General features: G+C 73.6%; 12 protein-coding genes and 1 tRNA gene. 8 read left to right on the plus strand and 5 right to left on the minus strand.

Translation table 11 applies throughout. The features are described from left to right. The first annotated feature begins 66 nt into the window (after positions 1-66). A complete protein-coding gene (locus tag AMK31_RS18580; RefSeq protein WP_073941656.1) occupies positions 67-1,467 on the plus strand; it encodes a M1 family metallopeptidase in 1,401 nt (466 codons plus the stop codon). 96 nt (positions 1,468-1,563) lie between these two features. On the opposite strand, the gene AMK31_RS18585 is transcribed toward AMK31_RS18580, so the two are convergent. Continuing rightward, positions 1,564-2,142: a GNAT family N-acetyltransferase gene (locus tag AMK31_RS18585; protein ID WP_073941657.1), complete on the minus strand. Its 579-nt coding sequence runs from the start codon at positions 2,140-2,142 to the stop codon at positions 1,564-1,566. A 79-nt stretch (positions 2,143-2,221) separates the two neighbouring features. Further along, positions 2,222-2,884 (minus strand): pentapeptide repeat-containing protein, encoded by a 663-nt coding sequence (locus AMK31_RS18590; protein ID WP_073941658.1) that lies wholly within the window; start codon positions 2,882-2,884, stop codon positions 2,222-2,224. A gap of 161 nt (positions 2,885-3,045) precedes the next feature. Between AMK31_RS18590 and AMK31_RS18595 the strand changes: the two genes are divergently transcribed. From AMK31_RS18595 to AMK31_RS18605, 3 genes are all read left to right on the plus strand, one after another. Continuing rightward, complete coding sequence (locus AMK31_RS18595) at positions 3,046-4,215, plus strand: FAD-dependent oxidoreductase (protein ID WP_073941659.1); 1,170 nt, start codon at positions 3,046-3,048, stop codon at positions 4,213-4,215. A gap of 49 nt (positions 4,216-4,264) precedes the next feature. Continuing rightward, positions 4,265-5,245 (plus strand): zinc-binding dehydrogenase, encoded by a 981-nt coding sequence (locus AMK31_RS18600; protein ID WP_073941660.1) that lies wholly within the window; start codon positions 4,265-4,267, stop codon positions 5,243-5,245. Positions 5,246-5,351: 106 nt separating this feature from the next. After that, positions 5,352-6,839 carry an MFS transporter gene (locus AMK31_RS18605; protein WP_073941661.1) on the plus strand — a complete coding sequence of 496 codons (1,488 nt, stop codon included), beginning with the start codon at positions 5,352-5,354 and terminating at the stop codon, positions 6,837-6,839. Between the two features lie 295 nt (positions 6,840-7,134). On the opposite strand, the gene AMK31_RS18610 is transcribed toward AMK31_RS18605, so the two are convergent. Further along, complete coding sequence (locus AMK31_RS18610) at positions 7,135-8,532, minus strand: NAD(P)/FAD-dependent oxidoreductase (RefSeq protein WP_198948511.1); 1,398 nt, start codon at positions 8,530-8,532, stop codon at positions 7,135-7,137. Positions 8,533-8,651: 119 nt separating this feature from the next. Here AMK31_RS18610 and AMK31_RS18615 point away from each other — a divergent pair, with 119 nt between their 5' ends. Then, complete coding sequence (locus AMK31_RS18615) at positions 8,652-9,545, plus strand: aminoglycoside phosphotransferase family protein (protein WP_385311917.1); 894 nt, start codon at positions 8,652-8,654, stop codon at positions 9,543-9,545. A gap of 37 nt (positions 9,546-9,582) precedes the next feature. Here AMK31_RS18615 and AMK31_RS18620 read toward each other — a convergent pair. Then, positions 9,583-9,656 (minus strand) — tRNA-Thr (locus AMK31_RS18620). A 215-nt stretch (positions 9,657-9,871) separates the two neighbouring features. On the opposite strand from AMK31_RS18620, the gene AMK31_RS18625 reads away from it, so the two are divergent. From AMK31_RS18625 to AMK31_RS18635, 3 genes are all read left to right on the plus strand, one after another. Further along, entirely contained in the window at positions 9,872-10,960 is a 1,089-nt protein-coding gene (locus AMK31_RS18625; RefSeq protein WP_073941664.1) for an ABC transporter ATP-binding protein, read from the plus strand. Positions 10,961-11,163: 203 nt separating this feature from the next. Further along, positions 11,164-11,619 (plus strand): hypothetical protein, encoded by a 456-nt coding sequence (locus tag AMK31_RS18630; RefSeq protein ID WP_073941665.1) that lies wholly within the window; start codon positions 11,164-11,166, stop codon positions 11,617-11,619. A 181-nt stretch (positions 11,620-11,800) separates the two neighbouring features. Further along, positions 11,801-12,532, plus strand: a complete 732-nt coding sequence (locus AMK31_RS18635) for a nucleotidyltransferase family protein (protein WP_073941666.1) — start codon at positions 11,801-11,803, stop codon at positions 12,530-12,532. 157 nt (positions 12,533-12,689) lie between these two features. Here the strand turns inward: AMK31_RS18635 and AMK31_RS18640 are convergent, their stop codons facing one another. Further along, complete coding sequence (locus AMK31_RS18640; protein ID WP_073941667.1) at positions 12,690-14,378, minus strand: DoxX family protein; 1,689 nt, start codon at positions 14,376-14,378, stop codon at positions 12,690-12,692. Positions 14,379-14,385 lie beyond the last annotated feature (7 nt).

A 14,385-nucleotide genomic window follows, 5' to 3' on the forward strand; every position in this document is an offset into this window, starting at 1 on the left:
CTGCGCCGGTTCCTGGGGCCGGTTCGTGGGCCGTTGATCGCGGAGGCCCCGCCATAGGATCGAGATGTGTCCCGCCGCGCGCCCGTCGTCCCCGCCACCGTGTCCGCGTCCCTCGCGCTCGCCCTCACCGCCTGCGGCGGCGGAGTCGAGGGCATGCCCGGCGGCTCCGGCGTGCGCGACCCGTACTTCCCGAAGGCGGGCAACGGCGGCTACGACGTCACCCACTACGCCCTCACCCTCGGCTACACCCCCGACAGCCGCCGGCTCACGGGCCGCGCGGTCGTCACGGCCCGCGCCACCCAGGACCTCTCCGCCTTCAACCTCGACCTCGACGGCCTGGACGTCCGCTCCGTCACCGTCGACGGCACCACCGCCCGCTGGAACCACACCGGCCAGGAACTGACCGTCCGCCCGGGCGACGACGTCGAGAAGGGCACCGTGTTCCGCGTCGCCGTCCGCTACTCCGGCACCCCGGTCACCGTCACCGACCCCGACGGCTCCGAGGAGGGCTGGCTGCGCACCCCCGGCGGTGCGCTCGCGCTCGGCCAGCCGGTCGGCTCGATGGCCTGGTTCCCCGGCAACCACCACCCCTCCGACAAGGCGTCCTACGACCTCACGGTGACCGTGCCGAAGGGCCTCGCGGCCGTCTCCAACGGCGAGCCGGCGGGCGAACGCACCGAGGGCGGCCGGACGACGTACACCTGGCGCACCGCCGAGCCGATGTCCAGCCACGTCGCCACGCTGGTGATCGGCCGCTACGAGATCCGGCACGGCCGGACCCCGGACGGCATGCCCGTCCACAGCGCCGTGGACCCGGCCCAGGCGGAACCGAGCCGCCCCGTGCTGGCCCGCCTCCCCGAGGTCCTGGCGTGGGCCGAGGACGCCTTCGGCCCGTACCCGTTCTCCTCCGCCGGCGCGATCGTCGTCGCCCCCGACGCCGCCGGGTACGCCCTGGAGACCCAGAACCGCCCGGTCTTCCCCGGCGCCCCCGACGTCCCGCTCCTCGTCCACGAACTGGCCCACCAGTGGTACGGCAACTCGGTCACCCCGGAGAGCTGGCGGGACATGTGGCTCAACGAGGGGTTCGCGACGTACGCGGAGTGGCTGTGGGAGGAGGAGCACGGCGGGAACAGCGCGGAGCAGACCTTCGACGCCCTCGTCGACCACGGCGAGGACCTCTACCCCGACCTGTGGGCCTTCCCCCCGGCCCGCCCCGACGACGCCGCTCACATCTCCGGCAGCCCCGTCTACCAGCGCGGTGCCATGGTCCTGCACAGGATCCGGCAGCTCCTCGGCGACGACGACGCCTTCCGCCGCCTGCTGCGCGACTGGGCCGCCGAGCACCGGCACGGCAACGCGAGCACCGAGGACTTCACCGCGTACGTCGAACAGCGGGCACCGGGGAAGGACTTCACCGGCGTGTGGGAGGACTGGCTGTACGGCGACGGGAAACCGGACCGGCCCTGAACGCGCGTCAGCGCGCCGCCTGCCACTCGTCCGGCAGCCGCGCCGGTTCCGGGCGCGGCCACCAGCGCCAGGTGAGGACGCCGACCTCCACGTTGTCTACCGGAAGGGCAGCACCGCGCCCTCCGAATCGACCACCGCGCCCCGGGCCGCCCGGCGCGGGGTGCGCAGCGGCTTGCACAGGACCGCGCAGGGGCGGTCGAGCGCGCGGTCGCGGCGGTGCGCGACGATCTCGTAGCCGAGGGCGGTCCAGAAGGCCAGGGCCTTGGGGTTGTTGTCGAGGACGGCGAGGCGTACGGCGGTACGGCCGGCGGCGCGGAAGCGGTCCTCGACGAGCCCGGCGAACCGGCGGCCGACGCCCTGCCGGTGCACGGCCGGATCCACCATCAGCAGGCCGATCCACGGGTCGGGGTCCGCCGGGTCGGGGTGCCGCGCGAGCGTGATCGCCATGCCGGCCAGCCGCCCCCGGCTCCGCGCCAGCAGCACCTCCGTGTCCGGGTTCGCCAGCTCCTGCGCCAGCGCCGCCGCCACCTGCTCCGGCCGGATGTCGTCCGGGTCCGGGAAGTCGCCGCTGAGCGCCTGGAACTCCCGGTTCGCGGCGTACAGCGCGGTCAGCTCCGCGAGCACGGGGGCGGGCACGGCGTGGTCGGGCGCGGTCTTGAGGACGTCGAGGATCACCCGGGCAACCTACTCCGCGCCACCGTCCGGCACCGCGCAGATCGGCCCGGGCGCCGGGCCGGCCCCATGGCCGGCCGTCTCACACCACCCGCACCCCCAGCGCCGAGGCGAACACCGGGGCCAGGTCCAGGAGTTGTCCGGAGCTGATGACCGCGCCGGACAGCCGGTCCAGGCCGCCGGTGATCTCCAGGGGCTCCGCGCCGCGCAGGTCCACGTCCTTGAGGGTGGCCGCGGTGAAGTCGGCGCTCTTCAGGGCGCAGTCCACGAACTCCACGCGCTCCAGCCGGGCGCCGCCGAAGTCGGGTTCGACCAGCACGCAGTTCTCGAAGACGACGTCTCTGAGGCGGGCCTTGCGCAGGTTGAGGTAGTCGAGCTTGCCGCCGCGGACCAGCACGCGCTCCAGCACGGCCCCGTGCAACTGCGTTCCGCCCAGGCGCGGTTCGGTGACCTCGACGTCCCGCAGGGTCGCCTCGGCCAGGTCGGTGCCCACGCCCTGGACGCCGGTGAGCACCGAGTCGAGGATCCTGGCCTTCCGCAGCCGGGTCTCGGTCACCGTGCAGGACGCCAGGGCGCAGTCCATGAAGCGGGCTCCGCCGCCGTCCAGGCCGGTCAGGTCGGCCCCGCGGAACTCCTGGCCGTCGTAGTCCCCGTCGGGTTCGAGGCCGCCGTCGTACGGCCGAAGGGGCGGCAGCCGCAGCTCCGGTCGTCGCGCCGGTGGTGGGTCGGTCCGGTTCCGTGCCATGCCCCCATGCTGCACCCCGCCACTGACAATCGCCCTGACCTGCGACGACTCCGTCGATGTCACATTCCGCACCCGTCGATCGGTCGTACCCGGAGAAGGGCGACGCAAGCGACGAAGAACCAAGCGACGAGAAACCCAAGCGCGAGAAGGAGATCCAGCCCATGCAGCGCATCACCGTCATCGGCGGCGGCTTCGCCGGGCTCACCGCGGCGATCACCGCCGCCGAAGCGGGCGCCAAGGTCACCGTGTACGAGGCGCACCACACCCTCGGCGGACGGGCCCGGACCGCGGAGGGGCCGTACCGCACGAACGAGGGCCCGCACGCGCTCTACAACGGCGGCCCCCACTGGACCTGGCTCCGGCAGCGGAACCTGATCGGCCCCCTGGCCCCCCTCCCGCCGCTCGAAGCCGCCCGGCTGCGGCTGCGGTACCAGGGAGTGCTGCGCCGCACCCCGCCGTTCGCCATGCTCAAGCTGCTGCGCCGCGGCGCCCGGCAGGCCCCGGTGGACGTCGACTTCCTGTCCTGGGCTACCGAGCAGGCCGGCGAGGAGGGGGCCCGCGCGGCCGCCCACTACTCCGCCGTCGCGCTCTTCCACCACGACCCGGGCTCCCTGTCGGCGGCGTTCGTGCAGGAGCGGCTGCGCCGGGCGACCAAGCTGCCGCCGGAGGCGCACTACCCGCGCGGCGGCTGGGCCAGCGTCATCGACCGGATGGCCGGCCGGGCGTGGAACCTCGGCGTGCGGATCGAGACGCTGTCCCGCGTGGACAGCGTGCCCACCGACACGCCCGTCGTCGTCGCCACGTCCCTGGACGCGGCCCGCCGCCTGCTCCGGGACGACTCGCTGACCTGGCCGAGCGGCCGTACGGCCCTGATCGACCTGGCCGTGCGCACCCGGCGCGGCGACGCGTTCGCCGTCTCCGACCTGGACGCGCCCGGCTGGATCGAACGGTTCACCGCACAGGACCGCACGCTCGCCCCGGCCGGCGAGCAGCTGATCCAGGGGCAGATCCCGATCGGCCCGGACGAGTCCCGCGCGGACGGCGTCGCGCGCGCCGAGCAGCTGCTGGACCTGGCGTTCGACGGCTGGCGCGAGCGCGTCACCTGGCGGCGCGAGGCGCTCGCGAACGGCCGTACGGGGGCGGTCGACCTGCCCGGCACGACCTGGCGGGACCGCCCGGCCGTGGCACGTGGCGACGGCGTGTTCCTGGCGGGCGACCAGGTGGCCGCGCCGGGCGTGCTGTCGGAGGTGTCCTTCACCAGCGCGCTGACCGCGGTGTCGCTGGCGCTCGGCCGGCACGGATCACGGCCGCTTGACCTCAAGCGCGCTTGAGGTCGGAGGGTTGGGTTCGTCGGAAGCCAGACGTCTCCGGGGGGAACCCATGCGCGCCATCCGTCTCCACTCCTTCGGCCCCGCCGAGAACCTGACTCACGAGGAGGTCCCGGACCCCGTGCCCGGCCCCGGCCAGGTCCGCGTCGCCGTCGCCGCCGCCGGTGTCCACCTGCTCGACACCGCGATCCGCGAGGGCGTGCAGGGCCCGCTGCCCGAGCTGCCCGCCCTGCCCACCGTGCCCGGCCGCGAGGTCGCGGGTGTCGTCGACGCGGTCGGCGAGGGCGTCGACGGGGGCTGGCTCGGCAAGCGGGTCGTGGCGCACCTCGGCTTCGCGCCGGGCGGCTACGCCGAGCTGGCCGTCACCGATGCCGAGCGGGTCCACGAGGTCCCGGACGGCCTGGACTTCGCACAGGCCGTCGCCATGATCGGCACGGGGCGTACGACGATGGGGATCGTGCAGTTCGCCGAGCCCGGCCCGGACGACGTGGTCGTGATCCCGGCCGCGGCGGGCGGTATCGGCACGCTGCTGGTGCAGTACGCGAAGAACGCCGGGGCCACCGTCGTGGGCCTGGCCGGCGGGCCCGAGAAAGCCGCCCGGGTCCAGGCGAACGGCGCCGACCTCGCCGTCGACTACAAGGATCCGAGCTGGCCGGAGAAGGTGCGCGCCTGGCTGGGCGGCCGGACGGCCACGATCGTCTTCGACGGGGTCGGCGGGGACGCGGCCCGCGAGTCCGTCGCCCTGCTCGGGCCGGGCGGCCGGCACATCGTCTTCGGCTGGTCCGGGGAAGGGCTGCACGACGGGTCGGCGTACCTCGTCGAGGGAGTCTCCGAGCAGGTCCTCGGACCGGTGATGATGCGCAAGGCCGGCGGCCCGAACCCGGTGCGCACGCTGGAGCTGCGGGCCCTCGCCGAGGCCGCCGCGGGGCGGCTCGTCCCCGCGGTGCAGCGTTTCCCGCTCGCCGAGGCGGCCGCCGCGCACCGGGCGCTGGAGAACCGGGGGACGACCGGCAAGGTGGTCCTGGAGCCCTAGCCAGGTGCCAGGGGGCGCCTTTCGGATCACCCGGCGTGCGGTTGATCACTGTTCGTGGTGTTCTGACCGGGTGAGCGTCCCCCAAGGTGATCCGACCTCCCCCGCCATGCCCGCCACGGCCGCTCCCCCGGGCGCCGATCCCCGCCGCTGGTGGGGTCTGGTGGTCATCGCGCTCGCCCAGCTGATGGTCGTCCTGGACACGACCATCGTGAACATCGCCCTGCCCTCCGCCCAGCACGACCTGGGCATGACCGACGGCAACCGGCAGTGGGTGATCACCGCCTACACCATCGCGTTCGGCGGGCTGCTGCTGCTCGGCGGCCGGATCGCCGACCTGGTCGGCCGCAGACGCACCTTCGTCATCGGGCTGGTCGGCTTCGCCACCGCCTCCGCACTGGGCGGCGCGGCCACCACCCCGGGCGTGCTGTTCGGCGCCCGCGCCCTCCAGGGCGCGTTCGCCGCCGTGCTCGCCCCGTCCGCGCTCAGCCTGCTCACCACGACCTTCACCGACCCCAGGGAACGCGGGAAGGCCTTCGGCGCCAACGCCGCCCTCGCGGGCAGCGGAGCGGCCCTCGGGTTCGTCCTCGGCGGGGTCCTCACCGAGTTCCTGGGCTGGCGCTGGTGCCTGTTCGTCAACGTGCCCATCGCGATCGCCGCGGTCATCGGCGCGTACGCCCTGCTGCGCGACGGCCCCGGCCACGCGGAGTCCCGGCTCGACGTGCCCGGCGTGCTGCTCGGCTGCGGCGGGCTGGTCACCATCGTCTACGGCCTGAGCGAGGCCCAGCCGAGGGGCTGGGCGGACGCCAGGGTGCTCGGCCTGCTCATCGGCGGCGTGGCCCTGCTCGCCGTGTTCGTGTGGTGGCAGAGCAAGGCCCGTACGCCCCTGCTGCCGCTGCACATCGTGCGGAACCGCAACCGCGCCGGCTGCTTCCTGACCCTGGGGCTGGCCGTGATCGGCATGTTCGGCATGTTCCTGTTCATGACGTACTACTTCCAGGTCGTCCTGGAGTACTCCGCCGTCATGACCGGCCTGGCCTTCCTGCCGCTCACCGGTTCGATCGTCATCGGCTCCAGCCAGATCTCGGCCCGGCTGCTCCCGCACGTCGCCCCGCGCATGCTCCTCGCCCCCGGCATGTTCCTGGCCACGGTCGGGATGCTGCTCCTCACCCGGCTGACGGTGGACTCCTCGTACGCCGCCGACGTCCTGCCCGCGCTGATGCTGACGGGCGTCGGCATGGGCCTCACCTACACGCCGGTGTTCGCCACCTCGACCGCCGGGGTCGCCCCCCGCGACGCCGGCGTCACCTCCGCCACCCTCAACGCCTCACAGCAGGTCGGCGCCTCCCTCGGCGTCGCCCTGCTCAACACCGTCGCCACCACCAGCGCCGGCACGTACATCGCCGCCCACCTGACCGACCCGGCCCAGCGGGACCTGATCACCAGGCAAGGCCTCGTCCACGGCTACACGGTCGCCATCTGGTGCGCCGCCGGCATCATGCTCCTCGCCGGCGTGGCCGCGGCCCTGATGGTCACCGGCAAACCGGCGAGGCCCGGCGCCCCGGAGAAGCCGGCGGTACCGGAGTACGCGACCTGACCGGCAGCCGGGCCGGCCGTCGTCCCGGCGGCCGCGCCCTCGAACCGGCCGTCATCCCGACTGCCGCGCCTCCGAACCGGCCACCGCCTCGGCCGCCAGGACCGACCCTCGCCGCACCCTCGAACCGGCCATCATCCCGGCCGCCGAGCCCCCGAACCGGCCACCGGCCCCGCCGCCAGGGCCGACCCCAGCCGCGCCCTCGAACCGCCCCCAGCCCCAGCCGCCAGGCCGGCTCCCAGCCGCACCCTCGAACCGACCCCAGCCCCGGCCGCCAGGCCGGCTCCCAGCCGCACCCTCAGTGCCGTCCCGCCACCCGGTCCGCCCACCGGGCCAGCCGTGACGAGCCGGCGCTGTGGGTCAGCGTCTCGCGCCGGTCGGCCGTGCGGTACGTGGCGTACATGCCGTGCACGCCCAGCCAGCGCAGCGGCTCCGGCTCCCACCGGCGCACCTTGTGCCCGACCCAGGGCAGCTCGGTCAGCTCGGTGCGACCGGCCTGACCGGAGTCCTGCTGGACCAGGTCGCGCAGGGTGCGCCCGGCGAGATTGGCGGTGGCGACGCCGGAACCGACGTAGCCGCCCGCCCAGCCGAGGCCCGTCGAACGGTCCAGGGTGACGGTCGCGCACCAGTCGCGCGGCACCCCCAGCACACCCGACCAGGCGTGCTCGATCCGCAGCCCGGCCAGCGCCGGGAAGAAGCCGGTGAGGATCTCGCGCAGCGCCTCGACGGTCTCCGCCTGGGTGCGGCCGTCGTTGTCGGTGCGCGAGCCGAAGCGGTACGGCACGCCCCGCCCGCCGAGCGCGATCCGGCCGTCGGCGGTGCGCTGGGCGTACATGTACGCGTGGGCCATGTCGCCCAGCGTCTCGCGGCCGTCCCAGCCGATCGCCGCCCACTGCTCGTCGGTCAGCGGCTCGGTCACGACCATCGACGAGTTCATGGGCAGCCAGGTGCGCTTCTGGCCCTTCAGGGAGGCGGTGAAGCCCTCGGTGCAGCGCAGCACGTACGGCGCGCGGACGGTGCCGTACGGCGTCACCGCGTGCTTCGGCCGGATCTCCGTCACCGGCGTCGACTCGTGGATCACCACGCCGAGCGCCTCCACGGCCGCCGCCAGGCCCTTGACCAGCTTCACCGGGTGCACCCGTGCCCCGTGCGGCGTCCACGTCGACCCGACCGCGTCCGCGACCCGGATCCGCCGGGCCGTCTCCACCGCGTCGTACAGCTCCCGGTCCTTCTCCCCGAAGGCCAGCTCCGCCTCGTGGAACGCCTTCAGCCGGGCGAGCTGCGCCGGCGTCCGGGCGACCTCGAGCACCCCGCCCTTGTGCAGGTCCGCGTCGACGCCCTCGGCCTCCGCGACCCGGATCACCTCGTCGACGGTGTCGTTCATGGCCCGCTGGAGGCGTACGGCGGCCTCCCGGCCGTGCAGCTTCGCGTACCGGTCGCGGCCCGCGATGCCGTTGTACAGCCAGCCGCCGTTGCGCCCGGAGGCCCCGTAGCCGCAGAACTTCTGCTCCAGGACGACGATCCGCAGGAAGGGCGCCGCCTTCTTCAAGTAGTACGCGGTCCACAGCCCCGTGTACCCGCCGCCGACGATCACGACGTCGGCGGACACGTCACCGTCCAGCGGCCTCCGCACCTGCGGGAAGCCGTCGGCCGCGTACCAGTAGGAGACTCCGCCGTTCACGACACCGCTGCTCATGGCCCCGGACGTTAACCCGCGCGGAGGGCCGGTGTCTCCTTCGGATTCCGTGGAATCCGCGCCGCCTGCCGGGGGGCGCGTAATTCGGGTGAAGGCCCGCGCACGCGCGCGTAGGGTCGATTCCCGTGATTCACGTCCCGGAGGAACTCGCCGCGTCCCAGGAGAAGTTCAACGGGGACGAGGGCCGCGCCTTCATCGCCCGGCTGCCGGAGCTGGCCACCGCGTTCCTGGACCGCTGGGAACTGCGGCTGGACGGCCCGTCGATGTACGGCTGGTGCGCGCTGGTCCTGCCGGTGCTCCGCGCGGACGGCACCCCGGCCGTGCTCAAGCTCCAGCTCCTGGACGAGGAGAGCGTGGGCGAACCGGTCGCGCTGCGCGCCTGGGCCGGCGACGGGGCGGTACGGCTCCTCGACCACGACCCGGACACCTGCACGATGCTCCTGGAGCGCCTGGACCCGGCCCGGATGCTCTCCCACGTCCCCGACAGCCGCGCGGCCGTCCTGGTCGTCGCCCGGCTGCTCGCCCGCCTCACCGCGCTCCCCGCCCCACCGGAACTGCGCCGCCTCGGCGACATCGCGCACGCCATGCTGGAGCAGACGCCGTGGGCGCTGGAACGCGTCCCCGACCCGGCGGCGCGCCGCCTGATCGCCGACTGCGCGGCGGCCGTCCGCGAGGTCGTCGACGAACCCGGCGACCGCCTCCTGCACTGGGACCTGCACTACGAGAACGTGCTGGCCGCCGACCGCGCGGACTGGCTCGCCATCGACCCCAAGCCGCTCGCCGGCGACCCCGGCTTCGACCTGCTCCCCGCGATCGACAACCGCTTCGACCCGGACGAGGTCCACTGGCGCTTCGACGCGATGACGGACGTCCTCGCCCTGGACCGCTCCCGCGCCCGCGCCTGGACCCTCGGCCGGGTCCTGCAGAACTGCCTGTGGGAGATCGAGGACGGCCGCCCGGTCGAGGAGGAACAACTGGAGATCGCCCGGCAACTGCGAGAGGCCCGGCGCTGAACCACAGCCACCGGGCCTCAGGACCTGACCTCACCGGAGCCCCCTGTCGGATTCGAACCGACGACCTTCGCTTTACAAGAGCGGCGCTCTAACCAGCTGAGCTAAGGAGGCACGCGCGTGGAGTACACCGCGCCCGTGCAGTGTACCCAGCCCGGCACCCGGCCCTGTCGAAAATTTCCGCGAAGTTCACAGCCGCCCGACTACTGACAGAACAGGTGAACGCCAGGTACCGTCCTGACCCAGTTCACACGTGTGGACTAAACCAACCACCTTCCTACAACGGATCGTCCGGCACGTTCCTGCCGGTAGAAGGGGGCCCATTCACCATGGCCACTGTTACGTTCGACAAGGCGACCCGTGTCTACCCGGGTTCCACCAAGCCCGCCGTCGACGCCCTCGACATCGAGATCGCGGACGGCGAGTTCCTCGTCCTGGTCGGCCCGTCCGGCTGCGGCAAGTCCACCTCCCTGCGCATGCTCGCCGGCCTCGAGGACGTCAACGGCGGCGCCATCCGCATCGGTGACCGCGACGTCACCCACCTGCCGCCCAAGGACCGGGACATCGCCATGGTGTTCCAGAACTACGCCCTCTACCCGCACATGACCGTCGCCGACAACATGGGCTTCGCGCTCAAGATCGCCGGCGTCAACAAGGCGGAGATCCGGCAGAAGGTCGAGGAGGCCGCCAAGATCCTCGACCTCACCGAGTACCTGGACCGCAAGCCGAAGGCGCTCTCCGGTGGTCAGCGCCAGCGTGTCGCGATGGGCCGCGCCATCGTGCGTGAGCCGCAGGTCTTCCTCATGGACGAGCCGCTGTCGAACCTCGACGCCAAGCTCCGCGTGTCGACCCGTACGCAGATCGCCTCCCTGCAGCGCCGCCTCGGCATCACCACCGTCTACGTCACCCACGACCAGGTCGAGGCCCTGACGATGGGCGACCGCGTGGCGGTCCTCAAGGACGGTCTGCTCCAGCAGGTCGACACCCCGCGCAACATGTACGACAAGCCCGCGAACCTGTTCGTCGCCGGCTTCATCGGCTCCCCGGCCATGAACCTGATCGAGGTCCCGATCGCCGACGGCGGCGTGAAGTTCGGCAACTCGGTCGTGCCGGTGCAGCGTGACGCGCTCTCCGCCGCCACCGACAAGACGGTCACCGTCGGCGTCCGCCCCGAGCACTTCGACGTGGCCGGCCCCGACTCCGACCTCGGTGTCGCGGTGACCGTGAACGTCGTCGAGGAGCTGGGCTCCGACGCGTTCGTCTACGGCACCGCGCAGATCGGCGGCGAGGCGAAGGACCTGGTGGTCCGCGTCGGCGGCCGTGAGGTCCCGGAGAAGGGCAGCCAGCTGCACGTCGTCCCGCGCTCCGGCGAGACGCACGTCTTCTCCACCTCGACCGGCGCCCGCCTGTCGGACTGAAAAGCCCAGGCTGAAGCCCTGAGTTGACGAAGAGGGCCCCGCGGACCGCCGCGGGGCCCTCTTCGCTGTCGTCGAATACCCCGGCACATCAGCACATTTCGAGCAGTGTGCGTCAACCCGTCACCCCCGAATCGGTGCCTCCCCATCCCCCGAACCGGTGACCAAATGTCGCCAAATCATCACCGGGCGCTACCCTCACGAGCGTGAAGCACTCCACCACCCAACAGACGCGACGCGGCCGGGGCCCCGCCCGCCGGATCGGCCGCTCCCTCGCCCTAGTCCTGCCCGTCGTCCTGGTGCTCTCCGGGACCCTCGCGGTGACGCATGTCAACTGGTCGGGCAACCCCGAGGGCTCGGTGCTCGCCGCCTCGGACGTAAGCTCCGCCGGCGCCTCCACCCGCGCCACCCGCAAGGCCGCCCACGAGGTGCTGCGCGACCAGCTCCTGACCGAGCTGCAGCGCAAGGACCCGGGCGTCGCCCTCACCCACCTCCAGCAGGCCGTGGACGAGCGCCCCTCGCTGGCCAAGCACTGCGTCTCCATCGCCCGCGCCCTCGGCCGCGCCGCGGTCGCCGCGTACGGCCCGACGCGCGCCCAGTCCTACGCCCGCCCGGTCTGCGACACGTCCTTCGCGTCCGGCGTCATGGCGGCACATGGCTGAACCATCGGCCCCTAGGGAGGTGTGACCGACCTAGGGGCGCGGGCTGTGCCGGTACGCGGCTCCGCCGACGGCGTGATCAGCGACCAGCCACCGACCACACGGACCCGCACCCACCCCCGCGAACGCATCGCACCCCGAGTCACCGAGCGCCCGCGAAACGCCTGCGCGTACAGTGCCTCGCATGACTGATCCGAATGCCGCGACCCGCCCCACCCAGGCGGTCATCCTGGCCGGTGGCCAGGGATCGAGGCTGCGCCCCTACACCGACGACCGGCCCAAGCCGATGGTCGAGATCCCCGGGACGGGGACGCCGATCATCGCTCATCAGCTCGTCTGGCTCGCCGAGGAGGGCGTCACCGACGTGGTGGTCAGCTGCGGCCACCTCGCCGAGGTGCTCAAGGAGTGGCTGGACTCGGCCGATCTGCCGGTCTCCGTCACCACCGTCGTGGAGGAGCAGCCGCTCGGCCGCGGCGGCGGCCTGAAGTTCGCCGCCGCCCATCTCCCCCACCCCGACCGCGCCTGGTACGCCACCAACGGCGACATCTGGACCCGGTTCTCGCTGCGCGAGATGGCCGACTTCCACACCGAGCGGGACGCCGTCGCGACCCTCGCCCTGGCCCGGCCGCGCATCCCGTGGGGCGCCGTGCGCACCGACGGCTTCGGCCACATCACCGACTTCATCGAGGCCCCGCCGTCCACCTTCGAGATCAACGCGGGCGTCTACGTCTTCTCCCCCGACTTCGCCCCCCTGCTCCCGGCGCGCGGCGACCACGAGCGGACCACGTTCCCGCACCTGGCCCGTGACCGCCGCCTGGCCGGCTACCCCATCCCGCAGGGCGCCTACTGGCGGGCCATCGACACGGCGAAGGACCTCACGGAGGCCGCGAAGGAACTGGCGGCGCTGAGCCGCTAGCCGGAGGGCGCTCAGCGGCCCGGGCATACGAGGCGGCATACGAGGCGGCATACGAGGCGGCATACGAGGCGGCATACGAGGACGGGGCTCCGCGCTTCTCGCGCGGAGCCCCGTCCTCGTCGTCCTCGTCGTCGTCCTCGCGGGCGACCCCGAGCCGCTACCCGAGCAGACCGCCCACCAGTCCGGGCCGCCCGGTGGAGGTCTCCCCGCCGCTGCCGCCGCCGGCCGGCGCGCCCGTGCCGCCGCCCGTCGCGGTGCCGCCGCTGGACGTCGGCCCGGCTGTGGTGCTCGGCGCCTGCTGCACCGGGGAGGACTGCTGGGGCGGCGCCTGTCCGGCCGTGCCCTGCGTCTGGCTGGGCGCTCCGCCGGTGGTGGCGCCCTGGGTGGCGTCCGGCGTGGTCTCGGCGCCCGCGGTGGGCGCGGCGGAGGTGGCGCCCTGGGTGGGCGAGGAGGTGGTCGCCGACGGGCTGGTGTCGGCCCGGCGCTCGGCGGGCTCCTGCGGCAGCGGGGAGCCGGGCAGCTCGTTGCGCGGCGGCTCGCCGGGGCCGGGTACGACCACCCGGTCGGCGTCCCGTACGGCGCCGCCCAGCAGGGAGCCGATCAGCAGGGTGAGTCCGGTGATGACGGCGGTGACGAGGGCGCCGCGGCGCAGTACGTACCGCCGCAGGTCCCACAGGTCGGCCCGCGGTCCGAGCCGCCGCCAGGCGAGGCCGGCGAGGCGTCCGTCGACGGAGTACACCGGCGCGCCCGCGATGATCAGCGGCGACCAGGCGGCGAGGTAGATGATGTCGGGCGTCTCGTAGACGGGGACGCTCTTCCAGCTGACGGTGACGAGCAGCGCGGCCGACAGCAGCGCGCCGCCGACGGCGGCGACCCGCTGCCAGCACCCGAAGACCGTCAGCACGCCCACGAGGACCTGGGCGAAGGCGATGACGAGCCCGGAGCCGACGGGGTGCTCCAGGGCGAACTGGCGCAGCGGCTCGGCGACGTCCCAGGGGTGCAGGGTGTTGAGCCACTTGACCATGGAGCCGCGCTTGCCGCCGTCGAAGTAGACGGGGTCGCAGAGCTTGCCCATGCCTGCGTAGATGGAGATGAAGCCGAGGAAGATCCGCAGGGGCAGCAGCACGACCCCGAGGTTCATCCGCCGGCCGGGGTAGTAGGCGTGCCGCGCGGGGTCGTCGGCGTGCCGGCGGCCGCGGACCTGGGTGATGTCGTCGGTGTCGGCGCCGTCGTCGAACCGGTGCTCCTCGTAGGGGAGCCGGTCGTACGCCCCCTCGACGGTCCGCATGTTCGGCAGCAGCCGGGTGTTGTCGCCGGGGCTGCGCGGGTGGCCGACGACGGGGGTCTCGACGGTCTGCGTGAGGTCGCCGTAGCCGTCGTCGGGGTAGTGGCCGTCGGTGTAGCGGCCGTCGTCGTAACCGCCGTCGCCGTAGCCCGCGCCGACGTCGACGCGCGGGATGACCTGGGTGGCTCCGGCGTCGGCCGAGGGTTCCTCGGCGGGCCGTACGCCCGCACCGTGCACGGCCTGGAGCAGGCGGTGGGCGCCGGTGTCGTCGGGGGCGGACCTGCCGCTCCAGACCACCGGACGGCGGCGGGCGCCGGCCGGGGCGGCTCTGCCCGCGGCGGGGATGCGGGCGGTGTCCTCGGGGGCGCTCAAGTGCCGTACGACCCGCGGGGATTGCGCGCGTCGCGAGGAGGCGCCCAGCTGCACGCGGAAGCTCGCGTGCGTGACGATGACCTGCGCCGGATCGCTCGGCACCTTCACCATGCTCAGCGCGGGAGCGTCGTCGAATCCCGACGAGCGGTCCCCCGTGGGTGTGCGGGGTGTTCTGGTGTCCACACTCATCTAACCG

The sequence above is a fragment of the Streptomyces sp. TSRI0107 genome (assembly GCF_001905845.1).
GTDB lineage: Bacteria > Actinomycetota > Actinomycetes > Streptomycetales > Streptomycetaceae > Streptomyces.